The 18361-nt window shown below is 59.6% G+C and carries 19 protein-coding genes; 6 read left to right on the top strand and 13 right to left on the bottom strand.

The annotated features are described in order from the left end of the window. Positions 1-73 precede the first annotated feature (73 nt). Positions 74-715: a DUF1007 family protein gene (locus AC13RC_RS31860; RefSeq protein ID WP_488559575.1), complete on the top strand. Its 642-nt coding sequence runs from the start codon at positions 74-76 to the stop codon at positions 713-715. Positions 716-736: 21 nt separating this feature from the next. Here the strand turns inward: AC13RC_RS31860 and AC13RC_RS31855 are convergent, their stop codons facing one another. Then, complete coding sequence (locus tag AC13RC_RS31855) at positions 737-1483, bottom strand: phosphatase PAP2 family protein (protein WP_488559574.1); 747 nt, start codon at positions 1481-1483, stop codon at positions 737-739. A gap of 402 nt (positions 1484-1885) precedes the next feature. Here AC13RC_RS31855 and AC13RC_RS31850 point away from each other — a divergent pair, with 402 nt between their 5' ends. Continuing rightward, a complete protein-coding gene (locus tag AC13RC_RS31850) occupies positions 1886-2734 on the top strand; it encodes a MipA/OmpV family protein (RefSeq protein ID WP_113352939.1) in 849 nt (282 codons plus the stop codon). Here the strand turns inward: AC13RC_RS31850 and AC13RC_RS31845 are convergent. The 12 genes from AC13RC_RS31845 to AC13RC_RS31790 form a co-directional block, all read right to left on the bottom strand. Continuing rightward, a complete protein-coding gene (locus tag AC13RC_RS31845; RefSeq protein ID WP_488559599.1) occupies positions 2675-4006 on the bottom strand; it encodes a class I SAM-dependent methyltransferase in 1332 nt (443 codons plus the stop codon). The genes AC13RC_RS31850 and AC13RC_RS31845 overlap by 60 nt on opposite strands. A gap of 8 nt (positions 4007-4014) precedes the next feature. Next, complete coding sequence (locus tag AC13RC_RS31840) at positions 4015-4446, bottom strand: DMT family transporter (protein ID WP_488559573.1); 432 nt, start codon at positions 4444-4446, stop codon at positions 4015-4017. Beyond that, the gene (locus AC13RC_RS31835) at positions 4446-5594 is read right to left on the bottom strand and encodes a peptidogalycan biosysnthesis protein (RefSeq protein WP_488559572.1); all 1149 of its coding nucleotides are present in this window, start codon (positions 5592-5594) and stop codon (positions 4446-4448) included. Before AC13RC_RS31835 ends, AC13RC_RS31840 begins: the two co-directional genes overlap by 1 nt. Further along, a complete protein-coding gene (locus AC13RC_RS31830; RefSeq protein ID WP_113352943.1) occupies positions 5575-6390 on the bottom strand; it encodes an alpha/beta hydrolase in 816 nt (271 codons plus the stop codon). Before AC13RC_RS31830 ends, AC13RC_RS31835 begins: the two co-directional genes overlap by 20 nt. Next, positions 6380-7252, bottom strand: a complete 873-nt coding sequence (locus AC13RC_RS31825) for a fatty acid desaturase family protein (RefSeq protein WP_269244589.1) — start codon at positions 7250-7252, stop codon at positions 6380-6382. The genes AC13RC_RS31830 and AC13RC_RS31825 overlap by 11 nt, the downstream gene beginning before the upstream one ends. Next, positions 7249-7602, bottom strand: a complete 354-nt coding sequence (locus AC13RC_RS31820) for a DMT family transporter (protein ID WP_069614805.1) — start codon at positions 7600-7602, stop codon at positions 7249-7251. Before AC13RC_RS31820 ends, AC13RC_RS31825 begins: the two co-directional genes overlap by 4 nt. Beyond that, positions 7599-8552, bottom strand: coding sequence for an arginase family protein (locus tag AC13RC_RS31815; protein ID WP_113352945.1), 954 nt, complete (start codon positions 8550-8552; stop codon positions 7599-7601). Before AC13RC_RS31815 ends, AC13RC_RS31820 begins: the two co-directional genes overlap by 4 nt. A 4-nt stretch (positions 8553-8556) precedes the next feature. Continuing rightward, entirely contained in the window at positions 8557-9975 is a 1419-nt protein-coding gene (locus AC13RC_RS31810; protein WP_488559571.1) for an aspartate aminotransferase family protein, read from the bottom strand. Positions 9976-9995: 20 nt separating this feature from the next. Next, positions 9996-10679: an MtnX-like HAD-IB family phosphatase gene (locus AC13RC_RS31805; RefSeq protein ID WP_488559570.1), complete on the bottom strand. Its 684-nt coding sequence runs from the start codon at positions 10677-10679 to the stop codon at positions 9996-9998. Between the two features lie 104 nt (positions 10680-10783). Continuing rightward, entirely contained in the window at positions 10784-12160 is a 1377-nt protein-coding gene (locus AC13RC_RS31800) for a sensor histidine kinase (protein ID WP_488559569.1), read from the bottom strand. Further along, positions 12157-12813 carry a response regulator transcription factor gene (locus AC13RC_RS31795; protein ID WP_069614823.1) on the bottom strand — a complete coding sequence of 219 codons (657 nt, stop codon included), beginning with the start codon at positions 12811-12813 and terminating at the stop codon, positions 12157-12159. The genes AC13RC_RS31800 and AC13RC_RS31795 overlap by 4 nt, the downstream gene beginning before the upstream one ends. 161 nt (positions 12814-12974) lie before the next feature. Beyond that, the gene (locus AC13RC_RS31790) at positions 12975-14384 is read right to left on the bottom strand and encodes an aminotransferase-like domain-containing protein (RefSeq protein ID WP_488559568.1); all 1410 of its coding nucleotides are present in this window, start codon (positions 14382-14384) and stop codon (positions 12975-12977) included. A gap of 108 nt (positions 14385-14492) precedes the next feature. Here AC13RC_RS31790 and AC13RC_RS31785 point away from each other — a divergent pair, with 108 nt between their 5' ends. From AC13RC_RS31785 to AC13RC_RS31770, 4 genes are all read left to right on the top strand, one after another. After that, the gene (locus AC13RC_RS31785) at positions 14493-15356 is read left to right on the top strand and encodes a DMT family transporter (protein WP_145635915.1); all 864 of its coding nucleotides are present in this window, start codon (positions 14493-14495) and stop codon (positions 15354-15356) included. A gap of 83 nt (positions 15357-15439) precedes the next feature. After that, positions 15440-15904 (top strand): nuclear transport factor 2 family protein, encoded by a 465-nt coding sequence (locus AC13RC_RS31780; RefSeq protein WP_113330900.1) that lies wholly within the window; start codon positions 15440-15442, stop codon positions 15902-15904. A 1-nt stretch (position 15905) separates the two neighbouring features. After that, positions 15906-16469 carry a TetR/AcrR family transcriptional regulator gene (locus AC13RC_RS31775; protein ID WP_113420394.1) on the top strand — a complete coding sequence of 188 codons (564 nt, stop codon included), beginning with the start codon at positions 15906-15908 and terminating at the stop codon, positions 16467-16469. Positions 16470-16748: 279 nt separating this feature from the next. Further along, the gene (locus AC13RC_RS31770) at positions 16749-18065 is read left to right on the top strand and encodes a glucoamylase family protein (RefSeq protein ID WP_488559567.1); all 1317 of its coding nucleotides are present in this window, start codon (positions 16749-16751) and stop codon (positions 18063-18065) included. Positions 18066-18361: the final 296 nt, after the last annotated feature.

Raw genomic sequence — 18361 nt, 5'->3', positions numbered from 1 at the left:
GGTCTCAAATCAGTCTCATTTGACGTTCAGGTCTGTGCATCGGATAGACCGGACGGAACGTGGTATTGCTCGCATGAAAACAAAGATTTCCCTGCTGGTTGCGATGCTTTCGCTTCTGTCCGTTCCCGCGTTTGCCCATCCGCATATTTTCATCGACGCCAAATTCGAGGTCGTCTCGGCGCCCGATGGCTCGATCAGCGAGCTGCGCAATGTCTGGAGCTTCGACGAAGTGTTCACCTCTTCCGTCCTTATGGATTACGGCAAGAGCAGCGACCAAGCTTTGAGCGCAACCGAGCTCAAGGCGGTGGGAAAGACGGTTCGGGATTCGCTGGCGCAGTATGATTACTACACGAACGTCACCAGCAACGGCAAAACAGTGCCGATGGCCAAGCCGGATGCGATCCAGGCGGACTACAAGGATGGTTCGCTGACGCTGACCTTTTCGCTGAAGCCGGAGCAGAAGACCTTTCTCAAGGGAACCACCATCTTCGGGATCTACGACAAGACGCTCTATACGGCGGTCGATTTCGCCACCGACAACGATTTGAGCACATCGGGACCGGCCTTCGGCCGCTGCAAGCGCAAGGTCATCAGACCCAACCCCAAGGAAGTCATGGCGGAAAACCAGGCCGCGTTGACAAGCATGTTCTTCAGCGATCCCAAGGGCACGGACTACTCGCTGCTGGTGGCGACGCGGCTCGAAGTCCAGTGCTGATCCTGCCAAGGACACCTTCCCTCACTCGAAAGGCGGACCGTCGTCTTCGGCAGGCCTCTTGCCGCTTGCAGCAGGCGATATATAGCGGCGGGCGATGATCCAGCAGGCGAGCGCCCAGCTCGCGCCGGCACACCAGCCGCCGAGGACGTCGGTGGGGTAATGGACGCCGAGATAGATCCGGCTCACACCAATCATCAACGTCAGCAGAATACCGGCCGCGACGATGAAGACCCGGGTCGAGCGATAGGTTCGCGTGCCTGAGATCAGCGCGGCAAGGGTCAGATAGGTCACGGCGGACACCATCGCATGGCCGCTCGGAAAACTCAGATCGTGAACCTCGACCAGATGCGGCACGATATCGGGCCGCGCCCGCGCGACACCAACCTTCAAGGCTGTGCTCAGCGCCCATCCACCCAGCACAGAAACGAGGATAAAGATGGCGATGGCGCGCTGCCGGTCGAGCAACAGATAGATCGTCACCAGCGCCGTCATCAGCGCAAGCACAGTCGTTCCGCCGAGGCTTGTTATGTCCTTGACCGCATGGGTCAGCCAACCCGGACCGATCGGCACAGAGAGATCGCCGGGCTGACGAAGCGCCAGCAGGATCGCCTCGTCGAATCCCTTCGTGCTGCCTTCGAGCACCTCTCCTGTGAGATAGATGAAAAGAAGAATTCCGCCCGAAAGTGCGGCGAACATTACAAGCAGCAAGGGCTCATAGCGGTTCAACCATCCAGGAATACCCGATGTGCCTAACGGCCGATCCTTCATACGCTAAAACCCGCCTTGCCTGCTCTCATATCGTTTCGTCCACGAACAAAGCCCGGACAAACCCTATCTAGGAATAAAATGCGCGGGTTCCAATCAATCAAAGCCGCGATGCTATGTTCGGTGCCGCAGGCGCTTCAGGTTCGTGAAATAAACTGTCTCTATCTTGACGCGAATTTGCTGCAGCCGGCGCAGGGAGGATCTGGTCGGCGTCGTTTCCTGCTCAAGGATCACGATAAAGGATACCGTCAATGAACCAGACGAGCATCGCCTCCACGAGCCGTGCAAAAGGCAATTCGGCAAGAGGTTAGACGACGTGTTTGCTTTCGAACTTTCCGCTATTTTCCACGCCGCGAGCTGTGCTAGTAGTGCTGCAGGGGCGATCAGGCATCAGGTGTTTTCAGAGTGTTAAATGTTGGGACATCTTTCTCCGCCCGGCTGTCTGCGCTGGCCGGAACGGGGCTGCTGGCAGCGTCTATTGTCGGCATGTTTCCCGCCTCATCCAGGGCGGACGATGCAGCCAAATCCTCATCCGATACCTGGGTCGTGACGCTTGGCGCGACCGTGGAATATGGCCCGAGCTATGAGGGATCGAAGCATTATACCTTCGGTGCCCTGCCGTCCTTCGATATTCACCGTTTGGGTGAGGCGCAGGAATACAGTGCCCCGGACGACAATTTCGATTACCAGCTCTTCGATCTCGGAGGCCTCGAAATCGGCCCTGTGGTCGGCTTGAGAGACGATCGCTTCGATCTCAATGATTTGCATCTGCAAAGCCAGCGCAAGGTGCGCTGGAATTTCGATGCGGGCGGCTTCGCCCAATATTGGCTGATGGACAATCGGCTCCGCTTCCGCACGGAGATCCGCCAGTCGCTTTGGGGCGGCGATGGACTGGTTGGCGATTTCGCCCTCGATTGGTTCCAGCCGCTCGGAGACAAATGGCTATTGTCCGCCGGCCCTCGCCTGTCGATGGCAAATTCGGTCTATATGCGCACCAACTTCGGCATCTCGGAAAGTGAAGCCGCGAGGCATGGCCATATCAATGCCTTCGATGCCGGTGCCGGCGTGAAATCGGTCGGCTTCACCGTGGCTGCGACCTATACGATCTCGCCGGAATGGAGCGTACAGGTTTACGGAAAATATAACCGTCTGGTGGGCGATGCGGCCGACAGCCCGATCACCTCGCGCTTCGGCTCACCCGACCAGAACATCATCGGCTTTACGCTCAACAGAACCTTCAACGTCAAGTTTTGAAGCGCTCTTCGCTTCATTCTCGGCGATATAGTTGCGCGTCAGCGGAATGATGTCGTTGCGCTTGGCAATCTGGATCTGGAAGACGACGAGATCCTCGTAGCGGAAGGCGGCCTCCGCCGTCGAAAGATAATATTCCCACATACGGCAGAAGCGCTCGTCGTAGAGCTTGGCGGCGTCGTCCCAGCGCGCCATGAAACGCTCCCGCCATGCCTCCAGCGTCTTGGCATAGTGCAGCCGCAGCACCTCGACATCGGTGATGGCAAGCCCCGCCGCCTCGATCTCCGGCACAATCTCCGACAGAGCCGGAATATAACCGCCTGGAAAGATGTATTTGTCGAGCCACGGCGTCGTGAAGCCCGGGGTTGCCGAACAGCCGATAGTGTGCAGCACCATGATGCCGTCATCCTCCAGCAGCTCAGCGCATTTGCGGAAGAAGGTGCGATAGGACGCAAGCCCGACATGCTCGAACATGCCGACGGAAACGATCCTGTCGAAGCGGCCGGTCAGGCTGCGATAGTCCCTCAGCGCAAATTGCACCTCAGCCGGCGTTCCCCTGGCCCTGTCGGCAATCCGCTTGGAGGCATAGTCGTGCTGCTCCTCTGAGAGGGTCACGCCGAGCACGTAACCGCCCGGCGCATGTTCGGCCATATGCAGAGCCAGGCCGCCCCAGCCGCAGCCGATATCGAGGATGCTGTTGTTCGGCTCGATCAAAAGCTTGGCGGCGAGATGCCGCTTCTTGGCAATCTGCGCGTCATCAAGCGATTGGTCGGCATGCTCGAAATAGGCGCAGGAATATTGCCGGTCCGGATCGAGAAAGAGCTCGTAGAGCCGGCCGTCGAGATCGTAATGATGGGCGACATTGGCTTTCGAGCGCCCGGGCAGGTTACGATGGCGGAAGATCCTGAGCTTGGTCCGGACATGATCGATGATGCGGGCAATAAGAGGGTGGGTGCTGTTCTGCCCCTCACGCAGCATCATCGCCACGAAATCGTAAAGCGTGCCGCATTCGACGATAAAGCGACCATCCATATAGAGTTCGCCCAGCCGCTTATCGGCGTCGATGAGGAGCGCCCATTCAGCACGGTCATCGGTGAAACGGACATGGACCGGCGCACCCGTGCCGTCGCCGAAGGTCAGCACACGGCCGCTGGCCGTCGTCACGGTCAGCGCGCCCCGCGTGACGATGGAGGAAAGTCCACGCTTCAGGCACCAGTCGACAAGGCTGGAGAAAATGGCGGGGGTTTTGCCCTTGGGGCGGTTGTCAGCTTGCATGTTGGACATCACCTATCCTTGCCGGTCCCCGTACGCAGTTCCTCCTGCTTCGGCTCCAATTCCTCATGATGCTCCTCCGTCTCGACACCGGCGCCTGCAATCAGCCAGACGCCCGTCAGGATAAAGCCGCTGCCGACCATCTGCAGGGCGACCACCCGCTCGCCGAAGACGAACCAGCCGGTCGCGACGATCAGCACATAGCTGATGCCCGTCAGCGGAAAGGCGCGGCTGAGATCGAGCTCGGCCAGCACACTCATCCAGATGAAGAAACCGACGATCTCGATGGCGATAGCCACCAATATCCATGGAGAGGAGAGAGCCTGCCACAGCCATGCCTGCATACCTTCATCGTGCAATTGCCCGGCGCCGAGCTTGATGAGGACTTGGTACAGGGTGCTCAACACCGGCACGGCAAGCCAGAAAAACCGCATATTGGGCATTACGCATCCGCCTCGTCTGTCGAGAACAGCGGCGATACCAGTCGCAGCACACTCTGAAGCAAGGGATTGCGATGGTGAAAATACATCGCATTGGCGGTCAGCCTGCTGCCGAGGCGCACCTTGTTTGCATAGTGAGCCTGCCCGCTCTGATAACGACCCAGGCCGTTCTCCAGGCAGTAACGCAGATTGGTAAACCAGCTGATGAAATAGAGATTATAGGGCCGGCCCTTTTCCCCATCCATGCAGAAGAACTTGTCGATAGCCACGCGCTCGTTATGCACGATCAGATTGGCGGCAAGCAGCTTGTCCTCGACGAAATAGAAGGCGCAGAAAGATCGGCCGGGCATATGGGCGAGAATGCCCTGGAAATAGGCAGGAGTCAGCTCCTCGAACTGCCATTCGCTGCGATTGCGCGTATCATGATAGAGCGCCATCACCTGAGGCAGGAACTCGCCGAAATCCGTCCGCATCTCCACCCTGACCTGGTCGAAGGATTTCATCTTGCGGCGCATATCTTTGCGGGTGCCAGCCGAAAGCCTGGCGAGATATTCGTCGATCGTCTTGAAATCGATGTCGAGCCACGCCGTCGGAAGAGCGCCGATCGAGGCATAGCCGCGCGCGGCAAACAGATCGCCGAACTCGGCCGAAGCCTGCTCCGGGATATCCTTGAGACCAATCAGCGCACACCGCTCCGTCACGGCAACCTGCTCGAAGAAGGATAACATCTCCGTCAGCAGGACGCGACGACGCTCCTGCGGGATGTCGGGATGAAAGCCGATCGCACCGGTCTCGGTGCAGGGCGATCCCAAACATGCAAGGCGCAGCTTCAGAAAACCTGGAAAATATCGCTGCACCCTGCGCACGGATCGACGCAGGAATCCCTCATCCAGCGTCGTATCGAGAGCGTAGAGGCAGACAAAGGCCGGCATGGCGACGCTCACGCGCCCACCCTCCGTAACGGTGATATAGCGCCATTCGAACCCTTCGAGGCCGGCTTCCTCGATCGCCAGCAGGCAATCATAATCCTCGACGTCATTCGGGAAGCATGCATTCCATGCGTCGCGGCCGATAGCGCGGATGCTGAAGTGAACTTCGGCCACCGGGTCACCCATCGACTGCGGCATGATTTTAAGCAGCGGCTGCGACATGACGCGCCTCGAAGAAGTCGGCCGTGAAATCGGCCACCTGCCGATGCTGCCGGTCGACATGGATCATATGATAGCTGTCCGTGATCCATTTCAGCTCATGCGGAGCACCGATATGCTCGGAAATATAGCGGGCATGCTTCGGGCTGGCGAGATCGTCGTCCTCGGCATGCAGGATCAGCGTCGGCGTCTGCATCTGCGGCAGCAGGCTGCGAAGCGTCTTGCCCAGCCGATGCATCTCGACCAGGCCCTTGCCGGGGAATTTTTCCAGAACCCCTTCGCTCGCCATGCCTTCGATCAGCCGGCGCATGCGCTCGTCCTTGATCCCGAGCGAGGTGGTCTCGCTGAAGCTCAGCCGGTCGAGGAACGGAACGCGCGACAGCCAGCCGATCTGCGAGGCCAGCAGCGGATAGTAGAAGGGAACGTCCCAGCCGTCATAACTGAAGCAAGGCGAATAGATCGCCACCGCACTGATGGTCTTCTTCTGCTGTTCGGCGGCCAGCATTGCCAGCTTGCCACCGACGCAGATGCCGGCGGCAAAGACCTCCTGCGTTCTGGATGCCAGCAGCTCCGATGCTTCGACGACAGAGGCGAGCCAGTCTTCCCAGCGGGTCTGGCGCAACGTCTTCGCATCGACGCCGTGGCCCGCCAGCAGCGGCGCATAGATACTGTAGCCCCTGCGGTTGAGATGCCGAGCCACTAGTTTCATTTCGGCAGGCGCACCCGTCAGTCCGTGGACCAGAAGGACGCCCTTGCCATTTGAGCCCTCCATGAAGAAGCTCAATTCATCAGCTTTCATGAGATAGCTCCGACTGCCGGTTTTCCTTGGCCATGAAGCCAAGCGCATGGCAGGTGCTGATGACATGCGTCCCGTTCTTTTCCTGCTCTTCCTTGATCTGCTCGTGCAGCGCCTGCAGCTTCGTCCAGTGGGTGCGGGGACGATAATGGTGCTCGGCATGATAGCCATTGCCGAACCAGAGCCAGTTGTAGAAAGGCTTGTGACTCGAAACGCCCCAGGCGATCGGCTCGTCCGGATCGCCGTTCAGATGCTCGTAATAGCCGTTCAGCGACGACAGGCAATTGCCGATATAGTAGAACGGCACGAAGAACAGCACCGCCTTCCAATCGTAGATCAGCGCGACCGCGGCAAGCCCCAAGAAGAAATAGAGCTCGAAACGCCCCCAAGCCGCATCGAAGGGGCGGTTGCGGGCAATCGCTTTGTGGATGTCGCCAAGGCTGTCCCGGAAGAAGCTCAGGAACGTATAGGACCATACGTTTTCCGGTTGGCCGTCGCGGCCATAGCGATAGATCGAGAGCATGTCGATCGTCTCGCCCTTTTCATTCGGACGGTCGCTATTGCCCGAATGATGGCGCATATGCACCCAATGATAATAGGTCTGCGAAAAGCCAATCGCGACCGACTCCAGGAGACTGAAGCCGTAGTTCATCCAGCGCGGCTTGAAATAGGGCGTGTGAATGAAATTGTGCGATATGCTGTTGATGTTCCAGGAGATTGAAACGGCATAAAGACAGCCAAGAATGGCCGAGAGCCAAAGTGGCCGGCTTTCGAAGCCGACAATCAGATAGACGTCGAAGGCGAGATGGGCGACGGCGGCAAGCACCGGTGCCAGATCCCATCGGGTGTGCGCAAAGATTTTCATAGTCCGGTAACTCCCACGCAAACCACACCGGCGGTGACGAGAAACACGCCCGTCGCGTGGCGCAGGTTGATGTTTTCCTTGAAGATGACGGCGCCGGCGAGCACGATGACGACATAGCTCATCGCCATCAGCGGGAAAGCGATGGTCAGTGGCACGTGCTCCAGAACGGCCGTCCAGGCGAAAAGCTCCACGGCCCAGAGCAGAATGCCGAGCCAGGTGACCGGTTTTGCCAGCGCCTTAAAGGGGGCGTTCTCACTGGCGGATTGCTTGAAGCAGACTTCGCGGGCGGTTTCCGCGACCACGCAGAACAGGATGAGCCCAAGCATGGGAAGTGTCAGGCTGCCAGTCATTGCATATACTCCGCCAGCACCTCCAGCAGGGCGTGATTGGCCGCGCTGTTGATGTTTCTCATCGTTTCGGCACCCTGCCGCATACGCGGCTGATCGATGAAGATCTCCGCGCGCTTCATGAACTGTGTCCGAAGGCTGCCAGCATAACTCGGGGTCGAATAATCCCCGATGACATCGGCGCCGATGATGCGGTGACGGCTGCCGATTTCGCTGATGAGGGAGAGGAGATAGGGCAACCGCATGCGGCCCTGATCCCAATTGGTAACGGCATCGTCGGCGGCCAGCACGTCCTTATCGATCGTCACGTAGACCGCCTCGGTGCGAATGCGGCTGAGCATATGATCGATGAAATTTTCCTCGCCGATTTCGGCGATCGATTTCCAGTGCAGCGCACCTCTTTCCTGTCGGTAGCTGGCACCGGTGCCGTAATCGGCCAGTACACGGCTCGGCGGATGTTCGTAAGGATAGAGTTCCAGCTTGCCGTCGGCGAGCCAATGCAGATTGGCCCCCTTGCGCTCGGGGCTGCGAAGATCATGACTGCAGACGCCGATCGTAATGACCTTCTGGATGCAGGGATTGGCAAGGGCGCGATTGACCCAGGAGCCGCAATGCATGCCGCCGTCGAACTTGACCCAATCCGGATGATTGTCGAAATGGATCAGTGTGGCCGCACCGGATTGTCGCTCGAGTGCGCCATCGAGCAGCAAAGCCGTGACATGGTGGAAATCGCCGGAGCCCATGAAGCACAATTGCGGGTCCTTGCCGGTCGTCGGCCTGTTCTTGACGATCTCGCGACTGAGATCATCAAGGGCGCTCTGTTTGCTCCACAGCCGAACCTGTTGCCCCGCATTCTTGCCGAAATACTGGTGCGCGCCGGCAAATTTGCAGGCGCGCACAAAGTCAGGCTGCAACTCCAAAGCATCATCGAGATGAAGAAGCAGCAGTTGCACCGTCTTATCTCCGGGCAGCACGCGTCAGAAGCTGATCGAGCAGGGCAAGCGCCAGATCGATCTCTTCGCGGGTGATCAGCAGGTTCGGAGCAAAGGTGATGACGTTCTTGTGGTAGCCGCCGACATCGAGCACGAGGCCGTAGGTCCTGCCGCCGACCTGAAGGTCGCCCTTCATGCCTTCGTCGCACATCCAGTCCATCGTCGCCTTGTCCGGCGTGTAGCTGTCGTCCTTGCAGATTTCCATGCGCAGGGCGAGGCCGAGACCGTCGACTTCGCCGACGATGGCATGGCGCTTCTGCAGCTGCTTCAGCCCGTCGAGGAAATGCGCGCCCTTTTCCATGATCGCAGCGCCGAAATCCTGCTCTTCCAGCATCTTCATCGTTTCGAGCGCGACGGCAGTCCCCATCGGGTTGCTGGCGAAGGTCGAATGCGTGGAGCCGGGCGGGAAGATCGTCGGGTTGATCAGCTCTTCGCGAGCCCAGACGCCGGAAAGCGGATTGAGGCCGTTGGTGATCGCCTTGCCGAAGATCAGCGCATCCGGCGAAACGCCGAAATGCTCGATCGACCAGAGCTTGCCGGTGCGGTAGACGCCCATCTGGATTTCGTCGACGACGAGCAGGATGCCGTGATCGTCGAGCACCTTCTTCAGTTCGACGAAGAAGTTCATCGGCGGAATGACGTAGCCGCCAGTGCCTTGGATCGGCTCGATATAGAAGGCCGCATATTCGGACTTGCCGGCCTTCGGGTCCCAGACGCCGTTATATTCGCTTTCGAACAGGCGGGCGAATTTCTGGACGCAGTAATGTCCGTATTCTTCCTTCGACATGCCCTTCGGGCCGCGGAAGTAATAAGGGAACTCGATAAACTGCGCGCGATCGCCGAAATGGCCGTAGCGGCGGCGATAGCGGTAGCTCGAGGTGATAGCCGAGGCGCCGAGCGTGCGGCCGTGATAGCCGCCCTCGAAGGCGAACATCAGGCTCTTGCCGCCTGTATAATTGCGCACGAGCTTCAGCGAATCCTCGACTGCCTGCGAGCCGCCGACGTTGAAGTGCACGCGGCCCTTATGGCCGAATTTACGCTCGGCATCCTGGGCGATCAGTGCGGCAAGCTCTACCTTCTCGCGATGCAGATATTGCGAGGCGACCTGCGGGAGACGGTCGAGCTGGCGATGGGCGGCTTCGTTCAGGCGCTCGTTGCGATAGCCGAAATTGACGGCGGAGTACCACATCTGCAGATCGAGGAACGGTGTGCCGGTCCGATCGTAGACATAGGAGCCTTCGCATTCCTCGAAGAATTTGGGCTTATCCGTGTAGTGAACCGTATCGCCATGGGAGCAATAGAGCTCCTCAAGAGCGCGCAATTCCTCTTCGGAGCGGACGGACTCTGTCTCGCCGCTGAAGGCTTCGGCTACATTCGTTTTCATTCAATGCCTCTTGGTCTGGTTCACGCCGTCTTGACTTGCGGCAGTGCACGGGAGCGTCGCTCGACGCTCGGGAGAACGGCTTCCATCTTTGAAAGCAGATCGGAGAAGTCTTCGAAGCCGACATAGGGAATGCCGTTTTCCTCGCAGTAATCGACAAGCTTGGCCTTGGCGAAAACGAGGTCGACCTTGTCGGAAACACAAAAGTCGCTACGCCCGTCGCCGATATAGACGTGCAGGTCGCTGCTATCGACGACGCGGCATTTGCAGACACCGGCACCGGATACGCAGCCCGTCGCCGTAAACGGCGGAAACAGCGAATAGGATTCGCGGCCCTGCGAAACGCTGCAGGTCAGCACATTGGCGACGATCGGAAGGCCCTCGATGCCATGACGCGCCAGGATGCGCCGGATGAAATAGTCCACACCATCGCTGACGATCGTGATAGGCAATTCGTCGCGGCGGCAAAAGGACAGGAAACTCTCGAAGCCCGAATCGATCGACAGCGTGTCGAGAAACCGGTCGAGTTCGCCCCGGCTTGCCTGGATGAGAGCGATCTGCCGGCGCATGCATTCACCCGAGCCGATCAGCCCCTGCTTCCACAGCTGTTCGATATCTTCCCACTCGGGGCCGGCGAAACGGGACAACACCATATCCGTCGCGTCTTCGATGGATATGGTTCCATCAAAATCGCAAAACACCTGCATGAAATACCCCTTCGCCTAATCCTAAGTTGCGTCTAACAACCTCAGATGAGCCGGGCATGAGCGGAAAATGATGCGAAAATGAAAAACGACGAGACGTTGTACTTTTAACTCAACGGCAATCTTAGATCGACCTGAAGACCGTTACCCAAACGTGAGGTAGAAAGATCGACCGTTGCCGAGAGACGGTCCGCCGTATCCGCAACGATAGCGAGACCAAGGCCGGCCCCTTCCGTGTGAAGCGTGTTGAGGCGATAGAAGCGCTGGAATACCGCTTCCCTTTCATGCGGCGGGATGCCGGGACCGCTGTCGCTGATGGAAATACAGCCAAAACCGTCCTCCGAAGCGATCGAAACTTTGATCTCCCCTCCGACGGGCGTGTATTTGATGGCATTGTCGAGCAGATTGGTGACCAGCATGCGTAGCAGCGACTCGTCCGTCCTGACTTGGATCGGCTCGTCCCCTTCGAGCACGACCTCGAGCTCGCGGCTGGTGATGATGTTGCCGAATTCGGCAATGAGCGACGCCATCCAGTGATAGAGCGGCACCGATGTCAGATTGAGGGGATGGTGGCTGACCCTGGCCAGCCGCAGCAGCTGCTCGATCAGATGGATGGTACGGTTGTTGCTGGCCACGAGATCGGAAATGATCGCCTGCCGCTCGTGATCGCTGTCGCTGTGTTCGAGCATCCGCAAAAGCAGCTTCACGCTTGCCTGCGGCGTGCGCAACTGATGCGCGGCAAGGTCGGAGAAGCGCCGCTCCAGCGTCAGCGATTGGCCGAGCTTTTCCAGCAGCTGATTGATCGACCGGCCAAGCGGCAGCAGATCGCGCGGCAGCTCTTCAACGGGGATAGCCGAGAGATCATCGGGCGATCGCGTGCGGATCTGCCGTACCAGCCCGTGGATGGTGCGCAGACCGCTATTGATGCCGAGCCAGATGAGAAAGCCGATGACCGGCACCAGCATCAGCAGCGGAAAGAACAGATTGAGGAGAATGTTGGAAACGAGCGTTTCGCGAAGCGCGATCTTCTCGCCGAGCTCGATCACGATGGTCGTGTTCGGGATCGGCAGGGAATAGACGCGCCACTCGTCTCCCCCATAGGTCAGCGTGGTGAAGCCGACCTTCTGCTGCGGTACATCGGAGAGAAAGGCCGTGCTGCTGTAGAAGCGGATATTGCCATCGACCCAGGCGCGAAACATGTGCGCATCGGCATAATCATCGGCATCTTCATTGAAGGCCAGCTGATTGTCCATGTTGAAGTCGATATCGTCGATCTGCTTGGCCGCATGGTCCGGATTCTTCTCCAGCGGGCGGCGCAGCAGGCTCCAGATCACATTCGCATCGTCGATGAGCTGGGCATCGTAGATATTGTTGATCTCCCGCGTCGCGCTGTTGAAGGCGAAAGCTGCGATCACGACGATCGTCACCACGACGACAGGCGCGATGCGCAGAAACAGCTTGCGGGTAAGCGTGGAATTGTTCATCGCTCGATCATGTAACCGACGCCGCGGATCGACTTGATGAAATCCGTGCCGAGCTTCTTGCGCAGATTGTAGATCGTCACTTCGATCGTGTTGCTCTCGACGGTGTTTTCCGCGTCATAGAGCGCATATTCGATATCGTTCTTCGTCACATATCGGCCGCTGCGCTCCATCAGCAGCTTCAGGAGATGGAATTCCTTCGCCGTGGTATGGACCTGCACATTGCCTTTGCGCGCCACCATGGCAGAGGGGTCGACTTCCACGTCGCCGCAGCGGATGACGCTTTCGGTCCGCCCGTCGCGCCGGCGGATGAGCGCGCGCAGCCGCGCCAGCAGCTCGTCGAGATCGAAAGGCTTGACCAGGTAGTCGTCGGCACCCTCATCGAGGCCCTCGACCTTCTGGCGCACGGAATCCATCGCCGTCAGCAGCAGCACGGGCACGGAATTTCCCCGCTGGCGGATGCGCCGCAACACCTCCATGCCGCTCAGCTGCGGCAGATTGATATCGAGCACGATCGCCGCGAAATGGGAATGCGCCGCCGCCTCGAGGCCGGATTCGCCATCGCGCATCCAGTCGACGCCATAAGCGTGCTTTTCCAGCGCCTTCTTCAGCGATGATCCGAGGATATTGTCGTCTTCAACAAGCAGAACGCGCACGACCGACCTCACTTAGCCGAATATTTCATAGCCGATATCGGCCGCAATTGGAGCGGCGATGTGGCAAAGCTATGACGGATCATTTCCGCCTGGCAAGAGCGCGGGCGTCCTGCATCTTCCGAACAGGTCGAAAACGCTCCGCAATCCACTGGCGGAAAATACTATCTCAGTTTCCGCATGGAGGCCTCCAGCGCCTCGAAGATCCGGGGATCGGTCGACTGCGCGACATTGAAGCGCATGAAGCGTCCGGCCGTATCCGAGAGGCTGAAAACATTGCCGGGCGCAAGGACAATGCCTTCGGCAAGGCAGGCACGCGCGACATCGGCGGCATCGAGCCCTTCCGGCAGCCGGCACCATAGAAACATCCCGGCCCGGGGCTTCAGCCAAGGCACGATGCCGATCGCCTCCAGCCGCGTCGACACCTCCGCCATGGTTTTAGCAAGCCGTACCCGCAGGGCCTCGACATGCCGGCGATAGCTGCCATCCTTCAGCGCGAGATGGACAAGCTCGGCCGACAATTGCCCGCAGCTGAAGCTGCTGGCAACCTTCAGATCGACAAGACCGTCGATCCAATCCCGCCGCGCCGCGATGAAGCCGCAGCGCACCGAGGCCGAAAGCGTCTTTGAAAAGCTGCCGATATGGATCACCCGGTCGAGCCCGTCATAGGCAGCGAGACGTGGCGCCGGAACATCCTCGAAATCGGCGAAGATATCGTCCTCGATGATCGTCAGCCCGGCAGCATCCGCCAGCTTCAGCAGCCGGTGTGCCGTCACGGGCGAGAGCGTCGCACCCGTCGGATTGTGGATGGCTGAATTGGTGATGTAGAGCCGTGGTTTGTGCTGTTCGAGGATCTGCCCGAACAGTTCGACATCCGGCCCCGTGGGCGTGAAGGGTACGGAGACGACATTGGCACGATGCGCCCGCAGGAGCGCATGAAAATTGAAATAGCAGGGATCGTCCACGAGCACGGTATCGCCCGGTTCGAGCAGGAAACGGCAGAGAAGATCGATCGCCTGCGTGCCGGATTCCGTCAGCAGGATCTGATCCGGCGACACCGTGATACCATGTTCGCCAAGGCGCCGGGCGAGCAACTGCCGCAGCGGCGGCAGGCCCAGCGGCGTCCCGTAATTGGCAAGCGCTGCCATGTCTCCACGCGCCAGCGTTCGCATCGCCCTGCGCAACGCCGCCTGCGGCAGCCAGGAGGGTGGAAGCCAGCCGCAGCCGGGCTTCAGGACATCGTCTCCCACCTCCAGCGATTGCCTGGAAATCCAGAGCGGATCGACGTTGCGATCCGATCTTGCTCCGGTCTCGGACAAGGAAAGCGGCGGCAGCGGGCCGCAGACGTAAAATCCGGCACCCGGCCGTGAACGGATCGTGCCCTCTGCGGCAAGCCGCTCATAGGCCTCGACCACGGTTGAAACAGACACCTGCATCGTCTTTGCGAAGCTGCGCACAGAGGGAAGCCGCGCGCCTGGCATCAGGCTGCGAGTGGCGATACGGTCGGAAATCGCAGCCATCACTCCCTCGATGCGCGTGCCGCCGCCTGCGCTTGCCACCAACAGACCATCCATCCGTACCGCCTCTTATACCATAACAGTTCATGAGAATTGTACTGTACCGTCTCTGGCTTGGCCAGACAAATGCGTCGATACCGCGAACATCAAGAAGGAGCATGCGCGATGGACAAGACGACGACAGGATGGATCTATGGTTTGGCGGGAGTGGTTATCTTCAGCGGCTCCCTGCCGGCGACGCGGGTGGCCGTGATGGATTTCGACCCTCTGTTCCTGACAGTTGCCCGAGCCGCAATCGCCGGTCTCCTAGGCCTCGGCCTGCTATTCGCTTTTCGCGAAAAGCGCCCGACCCGCGGCGATATCACCTCGCTCGTCATCGTCGCCCTCGGCTGCGTCGTCGGCTTTCCGCTCTTGACGGCACTGGCGCTAAAGCACGTCACATCGGCCCATTCCATTGTCTTCATCGGCTTGCTGCCGCTGGCAACCGCCATCTTCGGCGTGATGCGCGGCGGCGAGCGGCCACGCCCGGCCTTCTGGATATTCTCCATCCTCGGCAGTGCGCTGGTCTGCGGCTATGCGCTTGCGCAAGGCGTGTCGGCCTCGCCTGTCGGCGACCTCCTGATGCTTGCAGCCGTGATCATCTGCGGCCTTGGCTATGCCGAAGGTGCGGTCCTCTCGCGCCGGCTGGGCGGCTGGCAGGTCATCTGCTGGGCTCTGGTCCTGTCCCTGCCCGTCACCGTCGCGCTCTGCTTCATGACTATGCCGCACAGCATTGACGGCATCGGCGGTCCTGCCTGGCTCGGCCTCCTCTATGTCTCGCTCTTCAGCATGCTGATCGGCTTCATCTTCTGGTATCGCGGGCTCGCCCAGGGCGGCATTGCAGCTGTCGGCCAGCTGCAGTTCCTGCAGCCCTTCTTCGGCTTCGCGCTTGCCGCAGCCCTCCTCAAGGAAAGCGTCAGCTGGTCGATGCTCGTCGTGACCCTGGCCGTCGTCGCCTGCGTCGCCGGAGCGCGAAAATTCGCCCATTGAGTCCATCACCCGGCAAATCGCGGTGCTTGACCTTCTAAACCGATCAGTCTATTAACGACAAATCGGTTTAGAAGGAGCACATCATGCCGACCCCACTCGTCCCGCCTTTCACCCGCGAAACCGCCATCGCCAAGGTCCGCATGGCAGAGGATGGCTGGAACAGCCGCGATCCGGAACGCGTCTCCAAGGTCTATACGGAAGACAGCCAGTGGCGGAACCGCGCCGAATTCCCGCGTGGCCGCAAGGAAATCGTCGAATTCCTGACACGCAAATGGGCACGTGAACTCGACTATCGGCTGATCAAGGAACTCTGGGCCTTCGAGGGCAATCGCATCGCCGTGCGCTTTGCCTATGAATGGCATGACGACAGCGGCCATTGGTTCCGCTCATACGGCAATGAGAACTGGGAATTCGATGCCGATGGCCTGATGCAGCGCCGTTTCGCCTCCATCAACGACATGCCGATCAGAGAAGAGGACCGGAAATTCCACTGGCCGCTCGGCCGCCGTCCGGACGATCATCCCGGCCTCTCCGACCTCGGCCTTTGAGATGGTGCGTACCGTCTTCGAAAGATCCGATGCCATCGCCCTCGTTGCCGAAGTCTTCCGCGAACTCGGCTACGAAGGTGCGTCGATGAGCGAGATTACCGCCCGTACGAAATTGTCGAAAGGCAGCCTCTATCACTTCTTTCCGGGCGGCAAGGAAGAAATGGCGGCGGAGATCATGGCCAATATCGATGCCTGGTTCGTGACGGAGATGTTCAAGCCGCTGGAAGAGGGCGAGCCACGGTCAGCGATTGCCCGCATGTGGGAGACGACAGACAGCTATTTCCGCTCCGGCCGCCGGGTCTGCTTGATTGGCGCCTTCGCGCTCGATGAAACGCGCGATCGCTTTTCCACCGCTATACGTAACTATTTCCATCGCTGGGTCGAAGCGCTTGCCGGCGCTCTGCTCAGGGCCGGAGCGCCAGGCACCGAGGCGAAAATGCTCGCCGAAGAGGCCGTCATCGGCATACAGGGCGCTTTGACCCTTGCCAGAGCCCTTGGGGATGAGGCAGTGTTTGGCAGAACCTTGGCGCGGCTGAAGCGACGGCTGGAAACGGCGCTCGGCTAAACCGTTTCATCGACACGAATCACCACATAGCCAATGCTTCGCCCCTTGTCGAACAGGCTCGCGCCGACTGCTATTCATGCGCTTCTGCTGGCGATATCGCCGAAAATCACCTGGAAAGGACATCTTCAAGTCCTCAGGGCTGGGGATGACCACCTCAACAACCCACTGATATTAAAGAATCCTCCACAAAAGTATGTCATCGTTAATCATGTTTGATTTGCAACTATCCAAGCTCCTATGTTCAGCAGGGAATGGGAGCATCGAGGAGATGGATAGAAGATGCTGCAGCAGGTAACTGAAACCGACGACGCGCTGATCGACCGATTGCAACGTTCGGCCTTCGACTATTTCATGCTTTACACCAATCCGGAAAACGGACTGGTGGCGGATACGTCGATCAAGACGAGCCATTGCAGCATTGCTGCGGTCGGCTTTGCGCTGTCGAGCTATCCGGTCGCCGTCGAGCGTGGCTGGATTAGCCGTGCCGATGCGGCCAAACGGGTGCTGGCCGCCCTCGATTTCTTCGCCGACAGCCAGCAGGGCACCGAGCGTGGCGCCACCGGCCATCGCGGCTTCTACTATCACTTCCTTTATATGGAAACTGGCAAGCGCGCCTGGAACAGTGAGCTTTCGACGATCGACACGGGCCTGTTGCTGCTCGGCGTGCTGACCGCAGCCGCTTATTTCACCGGAAACAGCCAGGTCGAGCGCGATCTCCGCAAGCAGGCGAAATTCCTCTATGAGCGCTGCGACTGGCATTGGGCCTTGAACAAGGGCCAGACCATCAGCATGGGCTGGAAGCCGGCCAGCGGTTTCCTGCGCTGGCGCTACCAGGGTTATGACGAGGCGATCTTCCTCTATGTGCTGGCGCTCGGCTCGCCCACGCATCCCGTCCCGCCATCAAGCTACGACGCCTTTGCCTCGACCTACACCTGGATGATGTTCAAGGACACGCCCTTCCTCTATGCCGGGCCGCTGTTCATCCACCTCTTCTCGCATGCCTGGATCGATTTTCGTGGCATCCGCGACAAGCATGTCGCCGACAAGGACATCGATTATTTCCGCAATACGCAAACGGCGATATCAGTGCAGCGCGACTATACCGAGCGCAATCCTGGCCATTTTGTCGGCTATACGAAGGATATCTGGGGCCTTTCCGCCTGCGACGGCCCGAACCCGACAGGCACCAAGCACAGCCTGCGCTATGCTCCGAAGGTCTTCGGCTATGCCGCCCGCGGCGCCCCGCTCGGTCCCGACGACGGCACCATCGCCCCATGGGGACCGCTGTCCTGCCTCGCGTTCGACCGCGAGGCTGCACTCGACGGCACGCGGGCGCTGCTTTCGACCTATCCCAACCTGCTGCTCGACGGCCGTTTCCCCGGCGGCTTCAATCCGAGCGTCAAAGGCCCCGGCCCGGAAGGATGGGTGGACGACCGCTCCGTCGCCATCGACCAGGGCCTGCTGGTCATGATGATCGAAAACGCCCGTACCGGCATGATCTGGAACCTGATGCGGCAATCGCCGATCCTCCGCACCGGCCTGGAGCGCGCCGGCTTTACCGGCGGCTGGCTGAACGAGAAGCCGGCCATCGCGTGAGAGCGGATCGAGGGTGGCAGTCAGGCGTCTCCGTCAATGTCGTGACGATGTGCCTGGCCCCTCACCCTAGCCCTCTCCCCGCAGGCGGGACGAGGGGACGATAGAGACAACCAACTAGAGCCGTTTCGCTTTTCTTCGAATCGCGAAATGCTCTATCTCTTTGTTCTCTCGCAATTCCGGACGGAAAACCGCTACGCACTTTTCCTGGAATTGCTTGCCTCTCATCCGTGTAGCGCGCTGCTTTGCGCGATAACTCCCTCGCCCCGCTTCTGGCAGGGTATCCCATATGAGCGGAA

Source organism: Martinezella sp. CNPSo 3890, assembly GCF_057784455.1.
The sequence above is the reverse complement of the archived record's forward strand: the minus strand, read 5'-3'. Positions and strand labels throughout refer to the sequence as shown.

Coding starts and splice junctions, on each gene's coding strand:
- AC13RC_RS31840 (WP_488559573.1), bottom strand. CDS start 4,446: ATGCCCAATATGCGGTTTTTCTGGCTTGCCGTGCCGGTGTTGAGCACC.
- AC13RC_RS31845 (WP_488559599.1), bottom strand. CDS start 4,006: ATGCAAGCTGACAACCGCCCCAAGGGCAAAACCCCCGCCATTTTCTCC.
- AC13RC_RS31785 (WP_145635915.1), top strand. CDS start 14,493: ATGGACAAGACGACGACAGGATGGATCTATGGTTTGGCGGGAGTGGTT.
- AC13RC_RS31825 (WP_269244589.1), bottom strand. CDS start 7,252: ATGAAAATCTTTGCGCACACCCGATGGGATCTGGCACCGGTGCTTGCC.
- AC13RC_RS31810 (WP_488559571.1), bottom strand. CDS start 9,975: ATGAAAACGAATGTAGCCGAAGCCTTCAGCGGCGAGACAGAGTCCGTC.
- AC13RC_RS31770 (WP_488559567.1), top strand. CDS start 16,749: ATGCTGCAGCAGGTAACTGAAACCGACGACGCGCTGATCGACCGATTG.
- AC13RC_RS31780 (WP_113330900.1), top strand. CDS start 15,440: ATGCCGACCCCACTCGTCCCGCCTTTCACCCGCGAAACCGCCATCGCC.
- AC13RC_RS31790 (WP_488559568.1), bottom strand. CDS start 14,384: ATGGATGGTCTGTTGGTGGCAAGCGCAGGCGGCGGCACGCGCATCGAG.
- AC13RC_RS31835 (WP_488559572.1), bottom strand. CDS start 5,594: ATGTCGCAGCCGCTGCTTAAAATCATGCCGCAGTCGATGGGTGACCCG.
- AC13RC_RS31800 (WP_488559569.1), bottom strand. CDS start 12,160: ATGAACAATTCCACGCTTACCCGCAAGCTGTTTCTGCGCATCGCGCCT.
- AC13RC_RS31820 (WP_069614805.1), bottom strand. CDS start 7,602: ATGACTGGCAGCCTGACACTTCCCATGCTTGGGCTCATCCTGTTCTGC.
- AC13RC_RS31775 (WP_113420394.1), top strand. CDS start 15,906: ATGGTGCGTACCGTCTTCGAAAGATCCGATGCCATCGCCCTCGTTGCC.
- AC13RC_RS31830 (WP_113352943.1), bottom strand. CDS start 6,390: ATGAAAGCTGATGAATTGAGCTTCTTCATGGAGGGCTCAAATGGCAAG.
- AC13RC_RS31805 (WP_488559570.1), bottom strand. CDS start 10,679: ATGCAGGTGTTTTGCGATTTTGATGGAACCATATCCATCGAAGACGCG.
- AC13RC_RS31855 (WP_488559574.1), bottom strand. CDS start 1,483: ATGAAGGATCGGCCGTTAGGCACATCGGGTATTCCTGGATGGTTGAAC.
- AC13RC_RS31860 (WP_488559575.1), top strand. CDS start 74: ATGAAAACAAAGATTTCCCTGCTGGTTGCGATGCTTTCGCTTCTGTCC.